The 26,062-nt window shown below is 68.1% G+C and carries 21 protein-coding genes and 1 riboswitch; of the genes, 7 read left to right on the forward strand and 14 right to left on the reverse strand.

Translation table 11 applies throughout. The annotated features are described in order from the left end of the window. Positions 1 to 2 precede the first annotated feature (2 nt). The 6 genes from AAHB17_RS11995 to AAHB17_RS12020 form a co-directional block, all read right to left on the reverse strand. Positions 3 to 947, reverse strand: coding sequence for a 2-hydroxyacid dehydrogenase (locus AAHB17_RS11995; RefSeq protein ID WP_342130814.1), 945 nt, complete (start codon positions 945 to 947; stop codon positions 3 to 5). 11 nt (positions 948 to 958) lie between these two features. Beyond that, positions 959 to 1,939 carry a Bug family tripartite tricarboxylate transporter substrate binding protein gene (locus tag AAHB17_RS12000; RefSeq protein ID WP_342130815.1) on the reverse strand — a complete coding sequence of 327 codons (981 nt, stop codon included), beginning with the start codon at positions 1,937 to 1,939 and terminating at the stop codon, positions 959 to 961. Between the two features lie 200 nt (positions 1,940 to 2,139). After that, positions 2,140 to 4,281, reverse strand: coding sequence for a xanthine dehydrogenase family protein molybdopterin-binding subunit (locus AAHB17_RS12005; protein ID WP_342130816.1), 2,142 nt, complete (start codon positions 4,279 to 4,281; stop codon positions 2,140 to 2,142). Positions 4,282 to 4,283: 2 nt separating this feature from the next. Further along, positions 4,284 to 4,751 carry a (2Fe-2S)-binding protein gene (locus AAHB17_RS12010; protein WP_342130817.1) on the reverse strand — a complete coding sequence of 156 codons (468 nt, stop codon included), beginning with the start codon at positions 4,749 to 4,751 and terminating at the stop codon, positions 4,284 to 4,286. A gap of 112 nt (positions 4,752 to 4,863) precedes the next feature. Next, a complete protein-coding gene (locus AAHB17_RS12015; protein ID WP_342130818.1) occupies positions 4,864 to 6,669 on the reverse strand; it encodes an NAD(P)/FAD-dependent oxidoreductase in 1,806 nt (601 codons plus the stop codon). A 265-nt stretch (positions 6,670 to 6,934) separates the two neighbouring features. Further along, on the reverse strand, positions 6,935 to 7,831 hold the full coding sequence (locus AAHB17_RS12020; RefSeq protein WP_446719590.1) for an integron integrase: 897 nt from the start codon (positions 7,829 to 7,831) through the stop codon (positions 6,935 to 6,937). A 257-nt stretch (positions 7,832 to 8,088) separates the two neighbouring features. Between AAHB17_RS12020 and AAHB17_RS12025 the strand changes: the two genes are divergently transcribed. The 3 genes from AAHB17_RS12025 to AAHB17_RS12035 all read left to right on the forward strand — a co-directional run bounded on the left by AAHB17_RS12025 (position 8,089) and on the right by AAHB17_RS12035 (position 9,824). Further along, a complete protein-coding gene (locus AAHB17_RS12025) occupies positions 8,089 to 8,454 on the forward strand; it encodes a hypothetical protein (protein WP_342130819.1) in 366 nt (121 codons plus the stop codon). Positions 8,455 to 8,510: 56 nt separating this feature from the next. Next, positions 8,511 to 9,011 (forward strand): hypothetical protein, encoded by a 501-nt coding sequence (locus AAHB17_RS12030; protein WP_342130820.1) that lies wholly within the window; start codon positions 8,511 to 8,513, stop codon positions 9,009 to 9,011. A gap of 144 nt (positions 9,012 to 9,155) precedes the next feature. Continuing rightward, positions 9,156 to 9,824, forward strand: a complete 669-nt coding sequence (locus AAHB17_RS12035) for a hypothetical protein (RefSeq protein ID WP_342130821.1) — start codon at positions 9,156 to 9,158, stop codon at positions 9,822 to 9,824. A gap of 276 nt (positions 9,825 to 10,100) precedes the next feature. On the opposite strand, the gene AAHB17_RS12040 is transcribed toward AAHB17_RS12035, so the two are convergent. Then, positions 10,101 to 12,011, reverse strand: coding sequence for a sigma-54-dependent Fis family transcriptional regulator (locus AAHB17_RS12040; protein ID WP_342130822.1), 1,911 nt, complete (start codon positions 12,009 to 12,011; stop codon positions 10,101 to 10,103). A 325-nt stretch (positions 12,012 to 12,336) separates the two neighbouring features. Between AAHB17_RS12040 and AAHB17_RS12045 the strand changes: the two genes are divergently transcribed. Together AAHB17_RS12045 and AAHB17_RS12050 are read left to right on the forward strand one after the other, a co-directional pair. Next, entirely contained in the window at positions 12,337 to 14,562 is a 2,226-nt protein-coding gene (locus AAHB17_RS12045) for a GGDEF domain-containing protein (protein WP_342130823.1), read from the forward strand. Between the two features lie 72 nt (positions 14,563 to 14,634). Beyond that, complete coding sequence (locus AAHB17_RS12050) at positions 14,635 to 16,626, forward strand: methyl-accepting chemotaxis protein (RefSeq protein WP_342130824.1); 1,992 nt, start codon at positions 14,635 to 14,637, stop codon at positions 16,624 to 16,626. 1 nt (position 16,627) lies between these two features. Here the strand turns inward: AAHB17_RS12050 and AAHB17_RS12055 are convergent, their stop codons facing one another. Beyond that, positions 16,628 to 17,083, reverse strand: coding sequence for a type II 3-dehydroquinate dehydratase (locus AAHB17_RS12055; RefSeq protein ID WP_342130825.1), 456 nt, complete (start codon positions 17,081 to 17,083; stop codon positions 16,628 to 16,630). Between the two features lie 32 nt (positions 17,084 to 17,115). Next, a complete protein-coding gene (locus AAHB17_RS12060) occupies positions 17,116 to 18,123 on the reverse strand; it encodes a TRAP transporter substrate-binding protein (RefSeq protein ID WP_342130826.1) in 1,008 nt (335 codons plus the stop codon). A 101-nt stretch (positions 18,124 to 18,224) separates the two neighbouring features. Between AAHB17_RS12060 and AAHB17_RS12065 the strand changes: the two genes are divergently transcribed. Then, on the forward strand, positions 18,225 to 19,016 hold the full coding sequence (locus AAHB17_RS12065) for an IclR family transcriptional regulator (RefSeq protein WP_342130827.1): 792 nt from the start codon (positions 18,225 to 18,227) through the stop codon (positions 19,014 to 19,016). A 434-nt stretch (positions 19,017 to 19,450) separates the two neighbouring features. On the opposite strand, the gene AAHB17_RS12070 is transcribed toward AAHB17_RS12065, so the two are convergent. The 3 genes from AAHB17_RS12070 to AAHB17_RS12080 form a co-directional block, all read right to left on the reverse strand. Then, the gene (locus AAHB17_RS12070; RefSeq protein WP_342130828.1) at positions 19,451 to 19,867 is read right to left on the reverse strand and encodes an ankyrin repeat domain-containing protein; all 417 of its coding nucleotides are present in this window, start codon (positions 19,865 to 19,867) and stop codon (positions 19,451 to 19,453) included. After that, positions 19,864 to 21,498 carry an EAL domain-containing protein gene (locus AAHB17_RS12075; protein ID WP_342130829.1) on the reverse strand — a complete coding sequence of 545 codons (1,635 nt, stop codon included), beginning with the start codon at positions 21,496 to 21,498 and terminating at the stop codon, positions 19,864 to 19,866. The genes AAHB17_RS12070 and AAHB17_RS12075 overlap by 4 nt, the downstream gene beginning before the upstream one ends. A 112-nt stretch (positions 21,499 to 21,610) precedes the next feature. Continuing rightward, complete coding sequence (locus AAHB17_RS12080) at positions 21,611 to 22,351, reverse strand: siderophore-interacting protein (protein WP_342130830.1); 741 nt, start codon at positions 22,349 to 22,351, stop codon at positions 21,611 to 21,613. 33 nt (positions 22,352 to 22,384) lie between these two features. Between AAHB17_RS12080 and AAHB17_RS12085 the strand changes: the two genes are divergently transcribed. Further along, a complete protein-coding gene (locus AAHB17_RS12085; protein WP_342130831.1) occupies positions 22,385 to 22,855 on the forward strand; it encodes a MarR family winged helix-turn-helix transcriptional regulator in 471 nt (156 codons plus the stop codon). 37 nt (positions 22,856 to 22,892) lie between these two features. Here AAHB17_RS12085 and AAHB17_RS12090 read toward each other — a convergent pair whose 3' ends face one another. Together AAHB17_RS12090 and AAHB17_RS12095 are read right to left on the reverse strand one after the other, a co-directional pair. After that, entirely contained in the window at positions 22,893 to 24,644 is a 1,752-nt protein-coding gene (locus AAHB17_RS12090; protein WP_342130832.1) for a methyl-accepting chemotaxis protein, read from the reverse strand. 131 nt (positions 24,645 to 24,775) lie between these two features. Next, positions 24,776 to 25,678 (reverse strand): ketopantoate reductase family protein, encoded by a 903-nt coding sequence (locus tag AAHB17_RS12095; protein WP_342130834.1) that lies wholly within the window; start codon positions 25,676 to 25,678, stop codon positions 24,776 to 24,778. Between the two features lie 63 nt (positions 25,679 to 25,741). Beyond that, positions 25,742 to 25,982: riboswitch (cobalamin riboswitch) on the forward strand. Positions 25,983 to 26,062 lie beyond the last annotated feature (80 nt).

A 26,062-nucleotide genomic window follows, 5' to 3' on the forward strand; every position in this document is an offset into this window, starting at 1 on the left:
CGTCAGGCGGCGGGCGCCACCGACAGCAGCGGTTGCCCGGCGAAAAACGCCTGCAGGTTGTCGAACACGCGGTCGGCCATGGCCTGGCGCGTCTCGCGGGTGGCGCTGGCGATGTGGGGCAGCAGCACCACGTTGTCCAGCGCCATCAGCTCGGTGGGCACGTGGGGTTCGTCGGCGAACACGTCCAGCCCGGCACCGGCGATGCGCTTGTCCTGCAGCGCCCGCACCAGCGCCGCCTCGTCCACCACCGAACCCCGCGCCACGTTGATCAGGAAACCGTCCGGCCCCAGGGCCGTGAGCACCTCGTCGTTGATCAGGTGGTGGGTGGACGGCCCACCGGCGGTGATCAGCACCAGGTAGTCGCACCAGCGGGCGAGTTCGATCAACGACGGCTCGTGCGGCAGTTCCACCTCCGGCACGGGCCGTCGGGTGTGGTAGCGCACCGTCATGTCGAAGCCGGTGGCGCGCCGCGCGATGGTGCGCCCGATGCGCCCCATGCCCACGATGCCCAGGCGGGCCCCGCTGACCTTGCGCCCCAGCGGGAAGGCGCCGGCCGGCCAGCGCCCGGCGCGCACGAAGCGGTCGGCGCTGCTGGCGCCCCGCGCGACATCGAGCAGCAAGGCGAAGGCCAGATCGGCCACACAGTCGTTGAGCACGTCGGGCGTGTAGCCCACGGCCACGCCGCGCTGCTGGGCAAAGGCCACGTCCACCTTGTCCAGCCCGACGCCGAAGTTGGAGATCACACGCAGGTTGGGCAAGCGCTCGATCACCGCGCGGCCCACGCCGATGGCGGCCGAACTCGTCAGCGCGGTGAACTCAGCGCCACGCTCGCGCAGAAAGGCCTCGGGGTCGGACACGTCCGACAGGGTGGTGAGCGTGTAGGCCTCGGCCAGTTGTTTTTCCAGCGAGGGCGGCAGCCGCCCGACATTGAGCAGGGAAGGTTTCATGGAGGCGAGTATCAGTCCACGGTGATGTTGCCATCCTTGACGATCTTGGCCATGGCCGGGATCTCGCTCTTCATCCAGCCCTGGAACTCGGCCGGCGTCATGCCCGACGGCTCGGCGCCCAGGGTCGCGAGGCGCTCGCGGATGTCGGGCAGCGCGGTGATGCGCGTGACCTCGGCGTGCCACTTGTCGATCACCGCCTTGGGCGTGCCGGCCGGGGCCAGCAGGCCCTGCCAGCTGCCGGTCAGGAAGCCGGGCAGCGTCTCGGCCACCGTGGGCACGTTGCCCAGCTCGGCGTTGCGCTTGGCGCTGGACACGGCCAGCAGCTTGATCTTGCCGGACTTGACATGGGGGTAGGTGGCCACCATGCCGTTGAAGGTGGCGTCGACCTGACCGCCGATCAGGTCGGTCATGGCCTGGGCGCCGCCCTTGTAGGGCACATAGCCCCACTTGATGCCCGCGCGCTGGGCGAACACCACCCCCGCCAGGTGGGTGGCGCTGCCGGTGCCGGCGGCGGCGGCGAAGTTCAGCTTGCCGTTCTGCGCCTTGGCATAGGTCACGAACTCGGCCAGGTTGTTGGCCGGCACGTTGTTGCTGACCACCAGCAGGTGGGGCGAATAGCCCACCATGGCCACCGGCGCGAAGTCGTTGAGCACGTTGAAGGGCAGCTTGTAGAGCGCCGGGCTGATGACCAGGTTGCCCACGTCCATCAGCACCAGGGTGTGGCCATCGGGCGCGGCCTTGGCCACCGCGTCGGCGCCCAGGTTGCCGTTGGCGCCGGGGCGGTTCTCCACCACCACCGGCTGGCCCCAGCTTTCGGTCAGCTTCTGCCCCACCAGGCGGGCCAGCACGTCCGAGGTGCCCCCGGCCGGGAAAGGCACGACGATCTTGATCGGCTTGCTCGGAAAGGCCGGCGTCGCCGACTGGGCCCAGGCGGGCAGCGTGAGGGCCAGGGTGGCGCAGGCCAGCAGGCTGCGGCGGAAGGAGTGGAACATGGTGATGCCTTGCAGGGGTCGGTGGGTTGAATCGGATGGTTGGACACGAGCCTTGGCTCATGTTGTACGACATCCTATATCTAACAAGCTCATCAACCACCAAGGGTTTGTACCCATCCGTCACCCACCCGTGTTCGTGCACGCACGTTCAAACGAAAAAAAGCCGCTCCAGGAGCGGCCGTTGCCCGCAGCGGCTTGCCTCAAGCCTTCTTGAGCATCTCGGTATCAAAAGGCAGGCTGCGCAGGCGCTTGCCGGTGGCGGCGAAGATGGCGTTGGCCACCGCCGGGGCGATGGGGGGCGTGCCGGGCTCGCCGATGCCGCCGGGCTTTTCGGTGCTGGCCACGATGTGGACCTCGACCTTGGGCATCTCGGTCATGCGCAGCACCGGGTAGTCGTGGAAGTTGCCCTGCTCGACCCGGCCGTCCTTGAGCGTGATCTTGCCGTAGAGCGCGGCACTCAGGCCGTAGACGATGGCGCCCTCGACCTGGCGCTCGATGATGGCGGGGTTGACCGTCTGGCCGCAGTCCACCGCCGCCACCACGCGGTGCACCTTGGGCGTGCCGTCGGCCGCCACCGACACCTCCACCACCTCGGCCACGTAGCTGCCGAAACTCTGGGCCACCGCGATGCCACGGAACACCCCGGCCGGCAGCGGCTTGCCCCAGCCGGCCTTCTGCGCGGCCAGCTCCAGCACCTGCTTGTAGCGCGGCTGCTTGTCCAGCAGGCTGCGGCGGTATTCGTAGGGGTCCTTGCCGGCGGCGGCGGCCAGCTCGTCGATGAAGCCTTCGATGAAGAAGATGTTCTGCGAGTGGCCCACCGAGCGCCAGAACCACACCTGCGGCCCGGGCTCGACGCGGCCATAGCTGAGCTGCTGGTGGGGAATGTCGTAGGGGTGGTCGCTGATGCCTTCCATGGCGAAGTTGTCGACGCCGGTGTCCGGGATCTTCATGAAGCCCGAGGCCTCCATGATGGACGGCGAGCCGACGCCGGCCTTGAGCACGGCTGGCCGGCCGCTGGCGTCCAGCCCGCCGGTGAATTTGGTGACCGAGGCCGGGCGGTAGAAGCCGGCGGCCATGTCGTCCTCGCGGCTGTAGACCAGCTTGACCGGCGCGCCGCTGATCTTGGACAGCAGCGTGGCGTCGATCACGAAATCGGGCGCGAAGCGGCGGCCGAAGCCCCCGCCCAGCATCATGGTGTTGACATTGACCTTGCCAGGATCGACCGAGGCCACCTGGCCCAGGATGCCCTGCACCGGCCCCTGGCTCTGGGTGCCGGCCCAGATCTCCACGCCGTCGGGCTTGACCCAGGCGGTGCAGTTCATGGGCTCCATGCAGGCGTGGGCCAGGTAGGGGGCCTCGTAGGTGGCTTGCACCGTGCGCGCGGCGGCGGTGTCGGGCGCGCCAGCCTTGAGCGCCACCTTGTCGGCCTGGGTGGCGCCCTCGCTCAGCTGGGCCGTGACCTTGGCGCTGGACAGGCCGGTGCTGGCGCCCAGGTCCCAGTCGACCTTGAGCGCGTCGCGCCCCTTCTTGGCCGCCCAGTAGCCGCCGGCCAGCACCGCCACGCCGGTGGGCAACGTGATGACCTGCCGGACGCCCTTGACGGCCTTGGCCGCGCTGTCGTCCACCTTGAGCAGCTTGGCGCCGGGCTGTGGCGCGCGCGCCATCACCGCCACCAGCATGCCGGGCAGGTCGACGTCGATGCCGAACTTGGCGCTGCCGTTGGTCTTGCCCACGGTGTCCAGGCGGGCCTTGCGCTGGCCGATGATCTTGAATTGTTTGGGGTCCTTGAGCGCCACCTTCTCGGGCGCGGCCTGGCGGCTCGCGGCCTCGGCCAGCTGGCCGTAGGTCAGCGACTTGCCGCCGTGGCGCACGCGGCCGGCCTCGGTGCGGCAGGCGCTGGCGGGCACCTTCCACTGTTCGGCGGCGGCGGCCACCAGCATGGCGCGCGCGGTGGCGCCGGCCTGGCGCATCACGTCCCAGTGGCCACGCACGGTGGTGGAGCCGCCCGTGGCCTGCATGCCGAAGGCCGGGTTGTTGAAGGCGGTGTTGGCGGGCGCCTGCTCGACCCGCACCTGGGCCCAGTCGGCGTCGAGTTCCTCGGCCAGCATCTGCGGGATGGCGGTGAGCACGCCCTGCCCCATCTCGGCCGAGCCACAGACCACGGTGATGCGGTTGTCGGGCGTGATGCGCAACCAGGCGTTGGGCGTGAAGGCCTGGGCGGCGGCCTGGGCGTGCACCCGGCCGGCCACCGGCAGCGTGAAGCCCACCACCAGCGCGGCACCGGTGCCGGCCATGAAGCCGCGGCGGTTCAGGCGCGGCGTGTCAAGCGTGTTGTGGTCCATGCTCAGGCCCCTTTCGACAGGCTGGCCGCGGCGTCCTGGATGGCGACGCGGATCTGGTTGTAGGTGCCGCAGCGGCAGATGTTGCCGGCCATGGCGCCGTCGATGTCGGCGGCGCTGGGCTGGCGCTTGCTGGCCAGCAGCGCGCAGGCGCTCATGATCTGGCCCGACTGGCAGTAGCCGCACTGCGGCACGTCGCGCTTGACCCAGGCCGCCTGGATGGCCTTGCCGGCCGGCGTGGCGCCCACGGCCTCGATGGTGGTGACCTTCTTGCCGGCGGCGGCCGACAGGGGCGTGGAGCACGAACGCACGGGCTGGCCGTCCAGGTGCACGGTGCAGGCGCCGCACAGGGCCATGCCACAGCCGAACTTGGTGCCGGTGAGCTTGAGGTCCTCGCGCAAGGCCCACAGCAGGGGCATGTCGGGTTCGGCGTCGAGCGACGCCGATTTGCCGTTGACGTTCAGGGTGATCATGGGTGCTCCTCTGTTGTTGGAATCAACAGCCAGCGTGCCCGAGCCCGCACCCGTGCGCGGGACGCCGGAATTTTGTCCCAGCGCCTCAGTGGGGTATCGGCGGCCTGGCCCTTCAGCGCAGGTGGTGCACCGCCGCCTGGCCATAGACGGGCGTGGGGATGCCCTCGTAGCGCGCCTTGAGCTGCAGCGACAGGAACTGCGAGTAGTGCCGGCTCTGGTGCAGGTTGCCGCCGTGCACCCACAGCTGCGGCTGGTTGGTGGGCTTCCACATGTTGCGCAACTCGCCTTCCCACGGACCCGGGTCCTTGGTGGTGCTGGAGCCCAGGCCCCAGACCTTGCCCACGCGGTCGGCCACCTCGGGCGACACCAGATCGGCCAGCCAGTGGTTCATGGAGCCGAAGCCGGTGGCGTAGACGATCACGTCGGCCGGCAGCTCGGTGCCGTCGGTCAGCAGGACCGAGCGCGGGTTGATGCGCTCGATGTTCACGCCGCTCTTGAGCTTGATGCTGCCGTTGGCCACCAGCTCGCTGGCGCCCACGTCGATGTAGTAGCCCGAGCCGCGGCGCAGGTACTTCATGAACAGGCCCGAGCCGTCGTCACCGAAGTCGAGCATGAAGCCGGCTTTCTCCAGCCGGCTGTAGAGGTCGGCGTCGCGCTTCTTCATCTCGTCGTACACCGGGATGTGGAAGCTGTGCATGATCTTGTAGGGCACGCTGGCGAAGATCAGGTCGGCCTTGTGATGGTCGATGCCGTTCTTCACCGCCTCCTCGGAATACAGGCCGCCCAGGGCCAGCTCCATCAGCGACTTGGACGGCGCGATGTGGGTGCTGCTGCGCTGGAGCATGGTCACGTCCACATCGTTTTCCCACAGCGCGGCGCAGATGTCGTGGGCCGAGTTGTTGGAGCCCAGCACCACCACCTTCTTGCCCTTGTAGCCTTCCGGCCCGGGATGCTTGCTGGAATGGTGCTGGTCACCCTCGAAGGTGTCGGCACCCGCGATCCTGGGCACGTTGGCGTAGCCCGACACCCCGAGCGCGAACACCAGCTGCTTGGGCCGCAGCAGCACCTCTTCGCCATCGCGGTCCACCCGCACCTCCCACTCGCCCGTGACCTCGTTGAAGCTGGCCTTCTTGGCGGTGGTGGAGCCCCAGTAGTTGATCTCCATCACCTTGGCATACATCTCCAGCCAGTCGCCCACCTTGTCCTTGGGCGCGAACACCGGCCAGTCGTCCGGGAAGGGCATGTAGGGCAGGTGGTCGTACCACACCGGGTCGTGCAGGCACAGCGACTTGTAGCGGTTGCGCCAGCTGTCGCCAGGGCGGGGGTTCTTCTCCACCACGATGGTGGGCACGCCCAGCTTGCGCAGGCGCGCCGCCAGGATGATGCCACCCTGCCCGCCGCCGATGATCAGCACATAGGGCTGCTCCTCGTAGCCCAGCCGCGCTTCCTCGTCCTGGCGCCGCTCCAGCCAGCTCTTGCGCCCTTTCTGCGAGCCGTGCTCCGCGCCCGCGATGCGGTTCACGCCGCGCTTCTCCTCAAAGCCCTTGAGCTCGGTCATGGTGGTCAGCAGCGTCCAGGCCTGGTCGCCCGAGCCACCCGCCTTGAGCCGCAGGTGGCCACGGCCGCGCGCCACCTGGGTCTCGAAGGTGAACCAGGCGTCCACCACCCCGTCGGCCTCGGTCGCCTCGCCTTCCAGCGCAAAGCCGTGGGGCGCCGTGTCGGCCAGCCGGGCCGACAACATGTCCGCGATCGCCGCCCGGCCCTCCTGCGTGCGGATGTTCCAGGTGAAGGCCACCAGATCGCGCCAGAAGCCGTCTTCGGTGAAAAGCGATGTGGCCGCGTCGATGTCGCGTCGGGTCAGCGCGGCCTCAAAAGCCGCCAGCCAGTGGGATGCCCGTTGAGAAGGCGTAGGGGTCATGGGTCTTGTCTCCAGTGTTGTGGGCCGCCTTCACCATGAAGGGCGTCCAGGCGCTGTAGTTCAAGAGCCGTGCCATGGGGGTTGTGTGTTTAAGTGATTGATTTTTAAGGAGAAGCTGTGGTACGCGGGGTGGTGCAGGTGTAGAGGGTGTGACAGGTTGGGGGTGACAGGTGTCACGGGGAAGGTGTGGGTTGACCGGGGAGACAGCTTGCGACCCTGAAGAGTCATTGAGCCACAAGGCCCAAAGCCGTCGATCAGTCGCCAGTCAGCCGCCAAAGGCCAATGAATCCAACGGGCTGGCCGTGCCGCCAGCTGCCACCTTCAGCACATGGGTGTAAATCATGGTGGTGGACACATCGCTGTGCCCCAGCAGTTCCTGAACCGTGCGGATGTCGGTGCCAGATTGCAGCAAGTGCGTGGCAAAACTGTGGCGCAATGTGTGTACCGAAACCGGCTTGCAAATGCCCGCCTGCGCCACCGCCTTTTTGATGGCGCGTTGCAACCGCTCCTCAAACAAATGGTGGCGGCGCTCCACCCCCGAAACCGGATCAACCGACAGCGTGGGCGATGGAAACAGCCAAAACCACCCCCAAGTGCTGCCCACCTTGGGGAATTTTTGCTCCAGCGCGTGCGGGGTCTGCACCCCGTGTCGTTGGGCTTGCCGGTCTTGCTCCCAAACACTGCGGACAGCCCCAAACTGCTGCCGCAGACGAGGAGCCAACGAGCGCGGCAACATCACCACACGGTCTTTATTGCCCTTTGCCTCGCGGACGACGACGACGTGGCGGTCAAAGTCCACATCTTTGATGCGCAAGCGCAGCCCCTCCATCAACCGCATGCCCGTTCCGTAAAGCAACTGCGCCAGCAAGCGCATGTCATGGCCCAGAAATTGGAACAAGGTGCTTACCTCCTCTTTGGTCAGCACGCTGGGAATTCGGCGCTTTTGCGCCGGGCGGTTGACACCGTCCAACCAAGGCAGGTCAATGCCCAGCACCTCCCGGTACAGAAACAGAATGGCACTGAGCGCTTGATTGTGGGTTGAAGCGGAAACCCTGCGCTCATTGGCCAGCATGTTCAGAAACGCCTCCACCTCTGCCGCGCCCATGTCGCGCGGATGCCGCATTTCGCCATTGCGGCCATGCCACCGAACGAAAAACCGCACCCAATGCAGCTAAGCCTTCTCGGTGTTGAGGCTATAGTGAAGATAACGAATCCGCTCCCGCAACTGGTCAAGAAGCCGTGTGGAGCGAAAAACAGGCGTGCCGGGTTTCATGGTTTGTTTATGCCTGTGTTTTTGAACAGTAAATCGACCCCAAACCCAGGCAGCAAGCCATTCTCAGGAGGAAGCCGTGACCAGAATATCCCGCATCGTCCGTTTTATCCCGCAGGTTATGCGGGATACATTACGTTAGACCACTCATGATCTGGTTCGTCCTACTGCTATATCTCCTGATACCTGCGCTCGGCTTATTTTTGCTTTGGGTCGCGTATCAAGTGCAATATAAAAAGCGCTATTCGCTGCTGCGGGACCATCAAAGAACGCCGCTTGCCAACGGTCAGCTCATTGCGGGGCGCTTTGCATGCATGGCTGCGTGTGGCGGTATTCTTGTGCTAGCTCTGGCAGTGGCAATTCCTTTCGCGGGGCTCTCCTTCGGAACGTGGCATTTTTACATTGGCACCATTGCAGGTCTCTTGGGAATTTGTTGGAACCTGCTTATGCTGCGTTACAAGAGGCTGGAACGGTCTAACCCCAACTTCAAGCGGACGCCTGACGGCGCCGCTTAATTTGAACGTTAGGCGTCGCGGCCACCCCGCTTCGTGCGCAACGAGATAATCAAGGAATGGCGATCGAACTTCTTGGAGTCATTGCTGGTGGCGGAATTGGCCTACTTGGTGGCCTTGGCGGGGTGCTGCTCGGTCATGTCTTGGCCAGGAAGAGAGAGTCCGCGAATCGCTCGATTGATGGTCTTCGCTTGGTTGTACAAGAGATCAATCGCTTCAGTCGCATCGCTCTCTTCTTCGAGCAGCAGATCAATATCGCCATGCGTGAAGAGGTATCACCGTCAGCTTGCGCCACGCGCCTGATCGCAGTTCCCGACTGGCAAAAGGCAACGCACGAACTTCAGGAGGCCCACTGGCGCTTCCCGTGCATGGCTTATCTTCCAGAGGCAAAGGAAGACTTCGCCGCTTTGGATCGCCTGATTGGCTATGTGATGGACCCTTACGTTCGCACGCCGAACGACGTTCACGACAGAACAAGCGAGCAGGCATGGGAAGAAATGAAGCAAAGGATGGTGCGCATTCAGGAACTTGTCGAAGCGCGGCTCGCGCGGCTCCTGTGAACTCAGCGACGCCTAACCCCTCGGTCGAGGCGAGGCCCAACGGCAAGCCAACCCGCCCGCTTCCAGGTTGTACGCATCATCCCTCCAGCGGGCGGGTCGTCTCGCCGTCGGTCCCGCCTCACCTCGAACGTTAGCCGTCTCCAAATGACCGCCGCAGCGCAGCCCTGGTCGTACGCTCTGTCCGTCAAAGAGGCAGTTCGCCTACCCCTGCTTTCCGAAGATCTCACGTTTGCGGAACTAACGAGCAAGATCGTGAGCGGCCTTCGCGTCCTTTGCTGCCATCGCAGCGAGATCGCAGGAACCGACTTTCGGCGACCCGTCTACACACTCGACATCGGGCGCCCGCTCTTCGATTCGTTCTTCAACTCTCCGTTTGGGTACCGCGCTGCGTATTTCCGGTCTCCAGGCGCCGGACTCGACGCCAATGTCCAGTTTCTCGCTGCCGTCGCGGAGCGACTGGTCTCCGATCCGCAGAGCGCTACGGCAGCGCTCTCCTCTGAGTTCATCCGCGAATCGCTCCGTACCCCGTCGGCAAAGGCGTGGCTTGCCGAACACGGGAAAGAGGTTGATCGCAAGTGCCCGAACTGCAAAGGCGAATGGAGCATCGGAGCCTGCGGCTCACCTGAACTGGCAGAGATTCGAAATGGTCGATGGGAAAGTACACCCGGGCAGAATGCGGAGTGGGGGCGCAAGGCGCCGTATCTCACCAAGCTTCGCGTCATGGGAGCATTCCTCAATGATCGCTATCACGAGCTTGTGCCGCATGACAAACGACTTCGTGCGTACGACATTCACCAGTTTGGCTGGTCCTGAGAGGGCTAACCCTTCGCTCCAGCCGACGTGCTACGGCCTGCGGCCTTCGCACGCGGCTGAGCTCAAACGTTATGGCTCGCAAACGACACCGCGCTACGAACGGCAGGTCTCTGATGAGCAGCGGCCATAGGGTGAACCGCAGGTCGAATGTCAGGTGATGATCGACGCAGCCGCTGAGGCAATCGCACGCGAATGACTCAGATCAGCCTTTAACGGACTTGGTCCGATGACCTGTGACCGACCACTCCTGGCCGCCAACTGACAGCCAAACACCCCCTACCCCGCCCGATTCGGTGCTACCAGCCCCGCCCGCTTCATGCGCCGGTACAGCGTCATGCGCGACACGCCCAGGGACCGGGCGGCGGCGCTGACGTTCCAGTGCAGCCGGTTCAGGGTGTCGCGCAGGCTTTCGTCGCTGCCACCCTCCGGCGCTGAAGCCTCCACCGGCACCCGCGCCGGCGGCAGCGCGCCCAGGGCACGTAGCTCGGGCAGGTCGTCCACGGTGATGTGGTCGCCTTCGCACACGCTGGCGGCGAAGTCGAGCGCGTTGCGCAGTTCGCGCAGGTTGCCGGGCCAGGGGTGGGCCAGCAGGCGGGCGCGGGCGGCGGGGCTCAGGGTCTTGTCGCGCAGCATGCGGTCCATCATGGCGCCGAGGTCGGCGCGTTCGCGCAGCGGCGGCAGGCTGATGTGGGCGCCGTTGAGGCGGTAGTACAGGTCGTCGCGGAAGCGACCGGCGCGCACCAGGGTTTCCAGCGGCGCGTGGGTGGCGGCGATCACGCGCACGTTGACGGGCACGGGCTTGAGCGCGCCCACCGGCAGCACCTCGTGTTCGGACAGCACGCGCAGCAGCCGCGCCTGCAGGGCCAGGGGCATGTCGCCGATTTCATCGAGGAACAGGGTGCCGCCGTCGGCCTCGGGGATGAGGCCGCGCTTGCCCTTGGGCGCGGCGCCCGAAAAGCTGCCGGGCAGGTGGCCGAACAGCTCGCTTTCGATCAGGCTTTCGGGGATGGCCGCGCAGTTGACGGCCACGAAGGGTCGGTGGCGGCGTTCGCTGCTGGCGTGCACGGCCTTGGCGAAGTACTCCTTGCCCACGCCGGTCTCGCCAGTGACGAGCAGGCTGATGGGCGAGTTGACGAGGCGAGCGGCGCGGTCGATCTGGCGCTGCAGGGCCGGGTCGCCGGCCGAAAGCGCGGCCAGCGGGCCGGGCACGGGCGTGGCCTGGGTGGCGTGCACCACGGCCAGCCGGGTGGTGGGCGGCGTGGCCGACAGGAACAGCAGCTGCCGCTGGCCGCGTGGCATGAGGGCGCGCTGGTCGGACGGGCGGGCCTGCACGAAGTCGCCGATGCGCGAGAACGGCAGGTCGAACAGGTCCTCGAAGCGCTGGCCCAGCAGGGCCTGCCCCTGGGGGTGCTTCAAGGCCAGCTGGGCGCGGCGGTTGTGGCCAGTGACGCGGCCGTTGCCGTCCAGCGCGAGCATGAGTTCGGGCTGCACGTCCAGGAACTGCGGCGCCGCCGACAGGCGCAGGATCCAGTCGCGCCGGTGCTGGTGCAGAAAGGCGGCGTTCTCGATGTCGCGGGCGAACATCTGCACCAGCTGCAGCGCCAGGTGCTGGCTGTCCTTGGGCTGCTGCGAACTCAGCTGCGAGATGTCCAGCACTGCGCTGAGCTGGCCCCGGCTGTCGAAGATGGGCGCGGTGGTGCAGGTCAGCGGGATGTGGGTGGCGTCGAAGTGGTCGTCCAGGTGGACCGTGAGCGCCTGGCCGGTGCTGATGCAGGTGCCCACGCCACAGGTGCCGGCATGGGGCTCGCTCCAGTCGGCGCCCAAGTAGAGGCCGGCGCGGCGCAGGCTGGGCTCGAAGACGAGGTCGCCCAGGAAGTCCACCGTGACGCCGCGCGCGTCGGTCAGCAGCACCACGTAGCCCAGACCGGCCACCTTGCTGTAGAGCGATTCCAGCCCGTGCCGGGCGATGTGCAGGAAGGCCTCCATCTGGTCCTGGTGCTCGCGCAGCCGGGCCTGGGGCAGGATCACCGCCTCCTGCATGCGGGTCGGGTCCAGCCGGTGCTCGTGCACGCAGCGGTGCCACGACTCGCGGATGATGGCCTCGCGCGAGGCGGCGGCGCTGGCGCGCAGGCCGTTTTCGGCCACCTGCATCACGCGGGTCATGTGCTGGTGCTGGCTGGCGTTCATGAAGGGGGTGTCCAGGTCGGGGGTAAAGCGTGGACGTTCCGGCCTGGGCGGCGCGCTGTCAACCAAGGGATTACCCGAGGTTTTTGCACCACGGCGGCGCCGATGCCCCCTTTCCGGGGCGCCCGGCGGCCTGCCACGCCCGCCCTTGGTGCGGCACCCATCACTTTGCCGACCGTTCATCGGTGAAACACCCAAGGAAACGGGCACGGAAACTGCTGAATTCAACCCATGGATACCTGGCTTTGATGCCGTCATGCAGCACGTTTCCGGCACACGTCCCCCCTCGGCGCCCCCCACATGTCGCCCCTTCGGATCGCCATTCACCATGGACACCCACAGCGTGGCTGATGCGCTGGAGGACGCCGCGTCCTTCGGTCGCTGGCGTTACCAGCCCGCCACGGGCGAGGTGGAGCTGTCGGCACGCGCGGCGCGTTACCTCAACGTCGACCCCGGCACCCACGGCCACGTGGACACCTGCTTCGTCAACGTCGTGGACGAGGACATGCCGCCGCTGGTGCGGGTGCTGCGCAGCGCCACCCGGGCCAGCCCGCCGCCCACGGTCGACTTCCGCGTCATCCAGGTCCGCGACGGCATGCGCTGGATGCGCCTGGCCACCCTGCCCGGGCCGGCCCAGGCGCCGGGCTGGGTCGAAGGCGTGCTGCTGGACATCACGCCCGTCAAACACGCCGCCATCCGCGAGCGCCTGGGCTTCGAGCTGACCTCTTTCCTGGTGGGGTCGCACTCCCTGGGCGAGGTCATCACCAGCGTCATCCAGCTCATCTGCAAGAACCTGGGCTGGCAGTGGGGCGCCTACTGGGCGCCCAACAACAGCACGGACGGCGAGAGCACGCAGCGGCTGAGCTGCCAGTTCCACTGGCACCCGCCGGAACACGACATGAGCGCCTTCAGCGCCGAAAGCCTGGCCCTGCAGATGGCGCCCAGCGAAGGCCTGGTGGGCACGGTGTGGCAGACCGGCGAGGCCAGCTGGGTGGAGGACATGGCGAACGACCCGCAGTTCCTGCGGCGCGCCGGCGCCAACCGCTGCAAGCTGCTGTCGGGCTACGTGTTCCCGGTCACCTACACCTCCGAGGATGGCCGCGTGCACAGCCCCGGCGTGCTGGAGTTCTACAGCTGCCTGACGCGCCAGCCCGACGCCCACCTGCCCGGCATGTCGGCCACCATCGGCGCCCTCATCGCCCAGGCCGCGCAGCGGCTGGAGGAGCAGGCCAAGATCCTCTACCTGGCGCAGGTCGACGAACTCACCACCCTGGCCAACCGCAGCCACTTCCACGCCCTGCTGAGCCAGGCCTGCGTCAGCGCGCGGCAAAGCGGCGCCACCTTCGACCTGATGTTCGTCGACCTCGACCGCTTCAAGCCCATCAACGATGCGTTTGGCCACGAGGTGGGCAACTTCGTGCTGCGCGAATTCGCGCGGCGCCTGCGCGAACTGGCCCCGCCCGATGCCGTCGTCGGGCGCCTGGGTGGCGACGAGTTCGCCCTCTTCATGCACCGCGCCAGCGGGGCCGAGATGCACGCGCTGGCCCAGGTGGTGCTGCGCGCGGCGCGCACGCCCTTTGTCTACGAAGGCGTGGAGCTCAGCGTGTCGGCCAGCATCGGCATCAGCACCTTCCCCGACAACGGCCTGAGCGGCGAGGAGCTGCTGCGCAACGCCGACGCGGCCATGTACCGCATCAAGCAGAACGGCCGCAACGGCGTGGAGCGCAGCCTGCCCGGCACGCTGGAGCAGCAGCAGGCGGCACTGGCGCGCCGCCTGACCATCGAGACCGAACTGCGGCACGCAGTGCTGGGCAACGAGCTGTTCCTGATGTACCAGCCCATCGTCGACGCGGTCAGCGGGCGCATGCACGCGGTGGAGGCCCTGGTGCGCTGGCGCCAGCCCGACGGCACGGTGGTGCCGCCCGACGTGTTCATCCCCATAGCCGAACAAAGCCACCTGATCGTGCAGCTGGGCCGCTGGGTGGCGCAGCAGGCCTGCCGTGACCTGGCCCAGCTGCACGCCGCCGGGCTGCCGGGGCTGCGGGTGCACGTCAACATGGCGGCCTCCGAATTCGCCAGCGACAGCCTGCCGCTGGAGCTGCTGGCCATCGCCGAGGCCGCCCGGCTGCACCCCAGCCACGTGTCGCTGGAGCTGACCGAGGGCATGCTGATGCGCCGCCCCGAGCAGGTGATCCCGGTGATGGCGCGGCTGCGCCAGGCCGGCTTCGAGATCAGCCTGGACGACTTCGGCATGGGCCACTCCTCGCTGGCGCTGCTGCGCAACCTGCCGATCTCGTCGATCAAGATCGACCGCTCCTTCGTGCGCGACCTGGCCCAGAGCAGCCAGGACCGCGCGGTGCTGCAGACCATCGTCGACCTGGGCCGCCACATGCACCTGGCGGTGGTGGCCGAAGGGGTGGAAACCGCCGAGCAGCTGGCCGTGCTGCGCCAGTCCGAATGTGGCCTGGTGCAGGGCTACCTGCTGGGCCGGCCCATGCCGCTGCAGGACCTGATCGCCACCCACGCCCGCCAGGCCTGCGCCGGCGCGAATTGACCGGCAGCGGGCCCCACAAGACCCGCGCCACCCGCAAGAGAGCGACCGTCAGGGAGACGCCTTGGAACCACCATGTTGCTGCAGAAATTGAGTTTGTCCCGCAAGTTCGTCGTGCTGGGCCTGATGGCCTTGCTGATGGCCGCCATCCCCACCACCTTGCAAATGAGCCGCTCGCTGGCGGACATCCACACCGCGCAGCGCGCGGTCAGGGGCATGGCGCCCCTGATGGCGCTGCAGAAGGTGGTGCAGTTCGCGCAGCAGCACCGGGGCCTGTCGGCCGGCATGCTCAACGGCAACGAGGCCATGAAGGGCCGCCGCCCGGGCGCGCGCGACAAGGTCAACCAGGCGGTGTCCGAGGTCGACCGCCTGCTGGCCGCCGCCGGCGCCGACCCGACCGCCACCGCCCACTGGACCGAACGCAAGCAGCGCTGGGCGGCGATCGAGGCCGCCGTCGCGGCCGGGCAGCTCAGCGCCGCCGACAGCACGCGCGAACACAGCCAGTTCATCGCGTCGGTCATGGGCCTCACCGGTGAGCTCATGGACGGCTTCGGCCTGACGCTGGACCCCGACATGGCCACCCACCGGCTGATCCGCGCCTCCTTCGTGAGCGCGCCCTGGCTGACCGAAAAACTGGGCGTGATGCGCGCCATGGGCAGCGGCTTCCTGACCCAGGGCCAGTTGCCGCCGCAGGGCAAGGGCACGCTGATGGGCCTGCGCGACCGCGTGACCGAGCTGCACGACGAGACCATGAACCACCTCGGCGTGGCCACCGCGCTCAGCCCATCTTTCGAGCAGGCGCTCAAGGCACCGGCCCAGGCGCTCAAGGCCCAGGTGGGCCAGACCCTGGCCCTGGCCGACCAGCAGCTCATCAACGCCACCGAACTGAACCTGCCGGCCACCACCTACTTCGACGAATTCACGCGCACCATCGACGCCGTGTACCAGTTCAACGGCCAGGCCATGGCGGTGCTGCAGGACGAGCTGGCGCGGCGCGTGCGTGGCCTCTACCTCGACATGGCCTGGGTGCTGGGCGCGCAGCTGGCCTTGCTGCTGGCGGCCATCGGCGTGGCGGTGCTGTTCGTGCGCAGCATCACGGTGCCGGTGCGCCACGCCGTGCGCGTGGCCACGGCCGTGGCCCAGGGCGACCTGACCGTGCCCTGCCCGCCCCACGGCAGCAACGAGATCGGCCAGCTGCTGGCCGCCCTGGCCGCCATGCAGCACCAGCTCTCGACGCTGGTGGCCACGGTGCGCGCCGACGCCGAAGGCGTGGCCACCGCCAGCACCCAGATCGCCGAGGGCAACCACGACCTGTCGGCCCGCACCGAACAGGCGGCCAGCGCGCTGGAGCAGACGGCGGCATCGATGGCCGAACTCAACAGCCACGTGCACAAGAACGCCGACCACGCCCGCGAGGCCAACCAGCTCGCGCAGCAGGCGCAGGACATCGCCGTGCGCGGCGGCGCGGTGGTGCACCAGGTGGTCAACACCATGGGCGAGATCAACGACGCCTCGCGCCGCATCGCCGACATCATCGGCGTGATCGACGGCATCGCCTTCCAGACCAACATCCTGGCGCTCAACGCCGCCGTGGAAGCCGCGCGCGCCGGCGAGCAGGGACGTGGCTTCGCGGTGGTGGCCGGGGAAGTGCGCAGCCTGGCTCAGCGCAGCGCCGGCGCGGCCAGGGAAATCAAGGACCTGATCCAGGCCAGCGTGCTGCGTGTCGATCAGGGCTCGGCCCTGGTGCAGCAGGCCGGCGCGACCATGGACGAGGTGGTCTCCAGCATTCGCCGGGTGACCGGCATCATGTCGGACATCAGCGCCGCCAGCGTGGAGCAGAGCACCGGCGTGGCCCAGGTCGGTGAGGCGGTGAGCCTGATGGACCAGGCCACGCAGCAGAACGCGGCGCTGGTCGAGGAGATGGCGGCGGCGGCCTCGGGCCTGAGCTCGCAGGCCGGCCAGCTGGTGAGGGCGGTGTCGGTGTTCCGCACCGACGACAGCGACAACAGCGGCCTGCTCCAGCTGCAGGCGCCGCGCCGGCAGCCGCGCCTGCTCGCGCTGTCCTGAGTCAGGTGGCCTTGGACTGGCGTGCCTCGGCCGCCATTTCCACCAGCGCCCGCAGGCCCATGGTGTAGGAGCGCCAGCCCAGGCCCTGCAAGGTGGCCTTGACCGCAGGCGAGATGATGGAGTGCGCGCGCCAGGCCTCGCGCGCGGCGATGTTGGACATGTGGACCTCCAGCACCGGGAAGGGCATGGCCTTGATGGCGTCGTGCAGCGGCACGCCGTGCTGGGTGAGCCCGGCCGGGTTGAGCAGGGCGCCGTCCACCTCGTCGATGCGCTCGTGCAGCTTGTCGATCAGCACACCCTCGTGGTTGGACTGCAGGATCTCGATCTCGACGCCCAGCTCGGCGGCCAGCGCCGTCAGCCGGGTGTTGATCTCGGCCAGCGTCATGGTGCCGTAGATGTGGGGTTCGCGGCGGCCGAACAGGTTGAGGTTGGGGCCGTGGAGGATGAGGAATTTCATGGCGGGTGTCTCTTGGGCGGCGGCTGACCGGTTCAGCGCTGGACGCGGGCGAGTTCGTCGTTGTAGAGCTTGACCACGGCGGCGTCGTAGCCCGCGGCCAGCTTGTCGGTCACCGGCTTGACGGTCAAGGCGATGCGGCGCTGTTCGGCGGCGCTCAGTTCGTTGTAGGCCATGCCCTTGGCCTGCAGCTCGGCCACCGCCTTCTGGGCGGCGGCACGGCTGGCCTGGCGCTGGTAGGCGCGGCTTTCATCGGCGGCCTCGTGCAGGATGCGTTGCTCCACCGGCGAGAGGCGGTCCCAGAAACGCTTGCTGACGAGCAGGATGTTGGCGGCGTAGACGTGGTTGGTGGCGCTGACGAACTTCTGCACCTCGTAGAACTTGTTGGACAGGATCACCGCGAAGGGGTTTTCCTGGCCGTCCACCGCGCGCGCCTCCAGCGCGCCGTACAGCTCGCCAAAGGCCATGGGCACGGGGTTGGCCTTGAGCGCCTTGAAGGTCTCCAGGAACACGGGGTTGGGGATCACGCGCAGCTTCAGGCCCTCGAAGTCCTCGACCTTGGTGATGGCGCGGCGGCTGTTGGTGGCGTTGCGGAACCCCAGGTCCCAGTAGCCCAGCGAGACCAGGCCTTTTTCGGGCAGGCGCGCCAGCAGGGCCTGGCCGAAAGGGCCGTCGAGCAGCGCGTCAGCCTGGGCGAAGTTGGCGACCGAGAAGGGGAAATCGATCAGGCCGAATTCCTTGACGATGCCGGCCAGCGAGGTGGTGGCCGGCGCCGTCATCTCCTGCACGCCACCCTGCAGGGCCGACTGCTGCTGCATCTCGTTGCCCAGGGTGGACGATGGGAATTCCTGCACCTTGAGCTTGCCGCCACTCTTGGCAGCCACCAGCTCGCCGAAGCGCTTGACGCCCAGGCTGACCGGATGGTCGGTGTTGTTGAGGTGGCCGAACTTGATCACGCGGTCCTGGATGTCCTGCGCGCTGGCCAGCGAAGCGGCGGCGGCGATGCACAGGGTGATCAGGCTGCGAACAAACAATGGGCGCATGGAAAGGTCTCCTTTGTGGTTGATGGCGCTATTCTTCGGTGCCGGCAGGAAACACTTTCCTGATTGGAAAATCGTTTCTTAATACGAAATATCGGAAACCCATGAGCGTTGCACTGGACCGGGGCCTGGCCCTGCTGGAACAACTGGCCGCCCACCCCGACGGCCTGCCGCTGGCCACGCTGGCGGCCGACCTGGACATGCCCCTGAGCGCCTGCCACCGCCTGCTGGGCGCGCTGCAGGCGCGGGGCTACGTGCGCCAGCCGCGCTCGCACGGCGACTATGTGCTGACCACCAAGCTGGTGTCGCTGGGGCTGGGCTACCTCAGCGGCGCCGGCCTGGTGGACATCGCCGAGCCGCTGCTGGAGCGCCTGGCCAAGGCCTCGGGCGAGCTGGTGCGGCTGTCCATCGTCGACGAGGACCGCCTGACCTGGGTGGCCAAGGCCCAGGGCGTGCGCAAGGGCCTGCGCTACGACCCCGACATGGGCGCCGAGGCGCGGCTGTCGTGCACCGCCTCGGGCCACGGCTGGCTGCTCACCATGAGCGACGAGCGGGCGCTGGCGCTGGTGTCGCGCCAGGGCTTTGGCCTGCCCAAGGACTACGGCCCCAAGGCGCCCACCACGGTGAAGGCGCTGCTGGGTTTCCTGCACGCCGCGCGGGTGCGGGGCTACGCCATGATCGACGAGGTCTTCGCGCCCGGCATGACGGCCATGGCCGCGCCGGTGATGCGCCGCCGAGAGGCCATCGGCGTCATCAGCATCGCCGGCCCGCGCATCCGCCTGACCCAGGCCCGCATGCACGAACTGGCGCCCGCCCTGCTGGCCGCCGCGGCCGAGCTGGGGCCGGTCAGCAACGCGTCCAGCCTGTTCGGGCGGCCGCCGCTGGGCAAGGGTTGAGTGAAACAGGCCACCCCGTCGCTTGCCCGCTGCGCGTGGCCGCATCCCCCTCAAGGGGCGACACCGGCCGTCCGGCCAAGCCGGCCCGGCGGCGTCCGCCGGTTCGACCGTTTCATGCGTCGCGGGTCGCGCTTCGGCGCGATGAAAAACCGATACGGCTTCGCCTCAGAACGTGTTTGCGATCTACAAGAGGTCGCGCAAGCGCCTTTTCGGGATGGGCTGCCAGGCGCAAAACGCAGACGGGCCGGTGGCCCGTCGAGGCTTTGCAACGCCGCAGGCCGCCCGAAAAGGCACTTGCCCTTCGGGTTGGGACGAAATCGGGCGATTTGCCCACCCATCCCCTTGCATGGCCATGAGCCCATGCGGCGGGTCTGTGCGGTCAACTCATCCCGATTGCGTTCCAACGCGACCCCTTGTAGATCGTCAACACGTTCTCAGGTTGTGTGCTTGCGCGCGATGCGCGCCCAGTCGCGCAGGGTCTGCAGCATGCGGTTGCGCGAGTTGGGGTGGCTGTCGCCGAAGGACTGGGTCAGGCGCGTTTGCAGCGCCTCGCCGGGGGGTGGCGTGCCGGTGGCCTTGAGCTGGTCGATCAGCAGCATCACGGTCTGGTAGTCCTGGGCGTCCAGGGCCAGTTCCAGCATGCTCTTGCCCCCGGGCGTGAGGTCCGCCACGTCGGCGCCGTGGGCGATCATGTGCCGGACCAGGCCGGCCTTGCCGTGCTGGCAGGCCCAATGCAATGGCACCAGGCCACCCTCGGCGGGCAGGTTGAAGTTGGCGCCGGGCGCCAGGGCCTCGGGGGCCAGCGGCCAGCCGGAGGCCTTGATCATCTGCCGGGTTTTCCAGTCGCTCATGCGGTTGGCCTGTCTTGGGGGGTTGCGCCGCCATCGGGCGGCGGATCGAGGGCGTCGCGGTCCAGCCGGCGCCGCAGTTCGGCCAGCGGCAGCGCCTTGGCGTAGAGCCAGCCCTGCGCATGTGTCACGCCCTGGGCCCGGAGGTAGCTGGCCTGGGCCTGCGTTTCCACGCCTTCGGCCACCATCCTCAGCCCCATGGACTTGCCGATCTCGATGATGTGCGTGATCACGTTCTTGGTCACGGCGTCGGTGCCTATGGTGTCGACGAACACCTTGTCGATCTTGAGCGCGTCCAGCTCCAGCATGGTGAGGTAGGACAGACCCGAGTAGCCGGTGCCGAAATCGTCGATGGCGATGTGGGTGCCCAGCTCGCGCAGCTTGCGTATGCTGTCGCGCACCTCGTTGGCCTGGATCAGGGCACGTTCGGTGATCTCCACCGTGACCTGCCCGGTGGCGATGCCACCGGCCGCCAGCGCATGCCGCAGCCGCTCGACCGAACACGCGCCGGCAAAATCGTGGGCCGAGAAATTGATGCTGAAGTGAAAGCCCGGGTGCCGCCGGTGCAACTGCGCCACGTCGCGGCCGAACAGCTCGATCACGCGCGCCGTCAGGTCCTGGATCAGCCCGTGTTTCTCGGCCACGGCGACAAACACATCCGGCGGCACCAGGGTGCCATTGGGCAGGCGCCAGCGCGCCAGCGCCTCGGCCCCGCTCCAGCGCCCCGACGCCAGCTCGACGATGGGCTGGTAGACCAGGAACAGTTCGTCGCGGCGCAAGGCCTGGCGCAGGCGGTTCGCCAGCGACTGCCGCCGCTTGGCCTGCACCACGATCAGGGCCGCCAGCGCCAGGCCGGACACCAGGGCCAGGGGCGCGAGGATCAGGGCGTTGGTGGCCAGCTCGTCCTGCATCTCCGACAGCGGCAGGGCGGCGTAGACCGCGTAGTCGAACTGGGCCGAACGCTGCACCACGACCAGGTGGCCGGCGCCCTGGAACACGCGGCTGGCGCCGGCTTCCAGGGGCTCTGCCAGCCAGGCCTCGGTCATCCGGAACGCGCCACGGCTGACCGTCAGCCGCCGGGTGGTGGCACCGAACACCCCAAAGGAGCCGGCGCTGGCGCCAGCCATGAGATCGCTCATCAGTCCGGGCACGATGAAGGCGGTGAAACCACTCTGCCCGTGGGTGGTGGAAACAAAACGGTTGTTGCCCGCGATCGGCAGCGCCACGGCCGAACGCAGCTCGAAGCCGTTCTTGCTCACGTGGTCGGGCGGCCCCATGGGAATGCCCTCGCCGTGGCTGCCGTAGGACGAACACATCAGGCGGTTGTTGCTGACGTGGCCGATCAGGCGCAGCGAGCGTGCGTTGATCGCCAGCCGGCGCATCATCTCGATCGAATCGGGGCTGCAAGGGTCGCGCGAGGGATGGGCCAGCAAGGCCTTGAGCGCCGTGTTGTCGAACTGCACGCTGACCGCCTGGCCCCGCGCCAGGACCTCGCTGGCCAGGTGCCGCGTCTGGTCTTCCAGCGACTGCAGGCTCTTCCAGTAGGCCAGCGCCCAGGCGACGGACAAGGCGAGCGCCACCACCAGCACGCCCAGGGCATAAGGGATGGGTCCGATGGTCTTGTCGTACTTCATGGGGCGGCGGGTGGTCCTTGGCCTCGCACTGGCATCCGTGCCAGCGGGATGGCCGATTGTCACACCGCCCCGCCCCCCGGGCGGTGCCCCGGCTCGGTACCTGTTCAGGCGCTCACTGCTCCAGGTTCTCGTGGTGTTCGGAGACGCCGCGTTTCCAGTAGGCCGCGACCCGCATGGCTTCGCGCGGGTGGCCCTTGGCGTCGATCAGGACCTGGCGCAGGCGGGCCATGCCGGACGCCTCCCCCGCGCCCCAGGCGAAGCCTTCGCCGGGCGGCAGCGGCAGGTCGCGCACGGTGGCCAACAGTTCGTCGGTGCTGACGACCCAGCGCAGGTCCAGGTCCACGTCGGTGGCCATCGTGCGCCGTTCGGCCGGGTCGTGGGCCTCCAGCACCGCCAGCACCCGCGTGCCGCGCGGCAGCTCCTCCAGGCGCCGATGAACCGCCGGCAAGGCCGTGGCATCACCCACCAGCAGGTGCCAGTCGTAGTCCATGGGAATGATCATGGAGCCGCGCGGGCCGCCGATGGTGGCGCGCTGCCCGGGCGCCGCCTGCCGCGCCCACCGCGCGGCCTGGCCTTCGCCGTGCAGCGCGAACTCGATGGTCAGCTCGCGGCGCACCGGATCGAAGCGGCGCGGCGTGTAGTCGCGGCGCACCGGCTCGCCGTCCGTGCCGTCAAAGATGAACTTGACGTGGTCGTCGAAGGAGGCGGAAACGAAGTCGGCGAGCGCCTCGCCCGCGAAGGTGACGGCGACAAAATGAGGACCGATGGGTTCGACGCGGGTGACTTCCACGTCGCGGCGTCGCAGTTCGTGGCGGACCCGCTGCACGCGGCGCACGGGATTCGGGATGCTCATGGATGTATCTCTTGGTTGATAATGTCATCCATTATGAGCAAATTGGTTGATACTGTCAAACAATCGACACCCGGACCGGCCGACGACGTGCTGGAAGCGGTGCACACGGTGATGCACCTGTTCCGCGCGCAGCAGTACCGCGTGCTGCGCGATGGCCCCCACAACGTCACGCACATGGACGGCAAGGTGCTGGGCTTTTTTGCCCGGCACCCCGGTGCCACCCAGAGCGAGCTGGCGACGCACTCGGGCCGCGACAAGGGCCAGATCGGCCGCCTGATCGCCGGCCTGAAGGAGCGTGGACTGCTGGAAGCGCGGACCGACGACACCGACCGCCGCAACGTGCGGCTGCAGCTGAGCCACGAGGGCAAGACCGTGCAGCAGGCGCTGGAGCGCCAGCGCCGCCGGCTCGCGGACGCCGCCGTGGCGGGCCTGAGTGCCGGCGAACGCCAGCAACTGGTGAGTCTGCTGGACCGGGTCCGCGCCAACCTCGACACGGCGCCCTGAGCGGGCCGGCCGGGCCGCCCGGCACCTGTTCAGGCGTTCAGAACGATTCCCAGTCGTCGCTGCCCTGGCCCATGGGCCGCGACACGGCCACCGGGGTGGACGCCGGGGCCTTGAGCGCCGCCGCCCTGGGCGCCGGCTTGGGCTTGTTCAGGACGGGACGTGGCTGCACCTGGGGCGCCGGACGCGCCGCGACGGGACCTTGCGCGCGCAAGGTGTGTGTGCCCGAGGACACGCTGTCGCCGGCCGACAGCCTGAACGTCGCAACCGACTGCACCAGCTCGTGGGCCTGGCCGCGCAGGCTGCTGGCCGCCGCCGCCATCTCCTCCACCAGCGCCGCGTTCTGCTGCGTGGCCTGGTCCATCTGCTGCACCGCCTCGCCGATCTGACCCACCCCCGCGCTCTGCTCGCTGCTCGCCGCGCTGATCTCCGCCATGATGTCCGTCACCCGCCGGATGCTGCTCACCACCTCGGTCATGGTCGTGCCGGCACGGTCCACCAGCGCGCTGCCCTGTTCCACCCGGCTCACGCTGTCGGTGATCAGGTCCTTGATCTCCTTGGCCGCCGCCGCGCTGCGTTGCGCCAGGTTGCGTACCTCGCCCGCCACCACCGCGAAGCCCCGGCCCTGCTCACCCGCGCGCGCCGCCTCCACCGCCGCGTTCAGCGCCAGGATGTTGGTCTGGAAGGCGATGCCGTCGATCACGCTGATGATGTCGGCGATCTTGCGCGAGCTGTCGTTGATGCCCTTCATGGTGTCCACCACCTGGGACACCACCTCGCCGCCCTGCAGGGCCACGGTGGAGGCGCTCTGCGCCAGCTGGTTGGCGGTCTGGGCGTTGCCCGCGTTCTGCTTGACGGTGGAGCTGAGTTCCTCCATCGACGCGGCCGTTTCCTCCAGCGCGCTGGCCTGGGCCTCGGTGCGCGCGCTCAGGTCCTGGTTGCCTTCGGCGATTTCGCTGCTGGCGGTGGACACCGATTCGGAGCCCTGGCGCACGTTGGAGACGACCTTGACCAGGTTGTCCTTCATGTGGCGCATGGCATCGAGCAGCTGGGCGACTTCATCGCTGCCCTGGGACCGCACCTCCACGGTCAGGTCGCCGGACGCCACCGTTTCGGCCACCTTCACCCCCTGCGCCAGCGGCGCGGTGATGCTCTTGGTGATGGCCATGGCCAGCACGCCCGACATCAGCACGGCGATCACGATGGCCACGATGGACAGCGTGTGCGTGCGTTCGCTGTCGATGTCGCTCTGGGCGTCCACCTGCTTGGCGAACTGGACGAGGAAGACCACCAGTTCGTTCAGCAAGTCGTCGGCCACCTTGAAGCTGGCGGCCGCCTCGCCGTTGACCACCGCCACGGCGTCTTCGGTGCGGTTCTCGTCGGCGAGCTTCATCGCCTTGTCCGCGGCTGCGGCATAGAGGGGCCAGGCCGCCTCGATCTTGGCGATCAGCGCCTTTTCCTCCGGCGCGAGTTCGGTGGCCTTGTACTTGGTGAACAGGCGCCTGTACTCGTTGATCCGCTCCGCAATGTGCGCCTTGACCTGGTCCTTGGCGGCGCGGTCGGAGGCGATGACGTAGTGGTAGAGGTCACGGTTGATGTAGAGCGCCTGGATGTTGGCGCTGGACACGTCGGCGATGGGCTCCAACTGGTTGCTGTACATGCTGCTCATGGCACGGGCCTGGTGGTCCGTCGAGCTCATGCCCAGGAGGCCGATCAGCAGCGTGATCAGGGTGGTGATCGCGAAAGCGGCGATCAGCCGGGCGCGTATGCGCAGCTTGTTCAGGATATTCACGGTGACTCCCTTTTTTAAGAATGCTTTTCAGGGAGGGTGCGCCCTCCCCACCCGACATAATGTAAAACATCGTTGAGGCATCACCGTGAACGCCCGCGCATGGGCCGCCGGGCGGTCGCCCCCGGCCGGGCTCAGGCCGCGTCGGCCGCAGGGTTCTCCAGCGCCTTGACCAGCACGTGCAGCAGCCGGTTGGCCGGCGTGGCGACACCGAGGCGCTCCCCCTGACGGACCACGTAGCCGTTGAGGTGGTCGATCTCGGTGCGCTTGCCCTTGCGCAGGTCCTGCGCGGTGGACGAGGACTGCGTCGGCATCGTGCGCGGAATGGCATCGACCGCCGCCCAGGGATCGCCCTGCACGGTCACGCCCAGGGACTGGGCCACGGCCAGGCACTCCAACACCACGTCGCGCACCACGGCGGCGATGCCTTCGCGGCGGACCAGGGGGCCATAGGGCAGGCCGGTGATGGCCGACAGGGCGTTGTAGGCGCAGTTGACGATCAGCTTGGTCCACAGGGTGCCGACCACGTTGTCGGAGACCAGCACCGGCACGCCGGCGTCGATGAGCAGTTGGGCCAGGGCCCCGCTGCCCGCCGAGGCCCCGATGACCAGCTCGCCGCGCCCGTGGTGTTTCACGTGCCCCGGCCCGGCCATCTCGGTGGCCACGTAGACCACCGCCGGCGTCACCACCTGCGGGATCAGGGCCTGCAGCCGCTCGGCGTTGTCCACGCCGTTCTGCAGGCTCAGCACCTGCGTCTGCGGCGCCAGGTGCGGCCGCAGCGCGGCGGCGGCGCTGTCGGTGTCGGTGGACTTGACACAGAACAGCACCAGCTCGGCGCCACGCGCCGCCGCCACGTCGGTGGACGCCTGCAGGGGCACGTGCTCCCGGAAAGACAGGGTGTCGAGCAACAGCCCGTGCCGCGACACCGCCGCCACATGCACCGGCCGCGCGATCAACGTCACCTCGTGGCCCGCGCGCGCCAGCATGCCGCCGTAGTAGCAGCCCACGGCGCCCGCCCCCATCACCGCGATCTTCATGCTTCGCTCCTTCATCCACAACAGCCCACATGCTGACACAGGTCCGCCCCGCCAGCCTTGCGCTTAGAATGCGCCCGTTGGTGCTCGCGGCCCGGTTCATGGGCTGCAGTTCAACGGGAAGCTGGGGGGAGTGGCCTGTCACGCAGGACCGCTCCTAACCAGCGCTGCCCCCGCAACGGTAAGCGGACGGGGTGGGTCACCACCCCCGCAGCCATCACGGCCACTGGGCGCCTGCCAAGGCGTTTGGGAAGGCGATGGCTGTTGTCTCCGCCAGCCCGGATACCGGCCAACAAGGTGGTGCCACGCCTGCGCGTCAGGGGCGGCACCGTAAGGTCCATTCACCGTCGGGGAAGGCGGTGCGGACATCCTGGCTTGTTCTTGTTC

The sequence above is a fragment of the Hydrogenophaga sp. OTU3427 genome (genome assembly GCF_038440225.1).
Taxonomy (GTDB): domain Bacteria; phylum Pseudomonadota; class Gammaproteobacteria; order Burkholderiales; family Burkholderiaceae_C; genus Hydrogenophaga.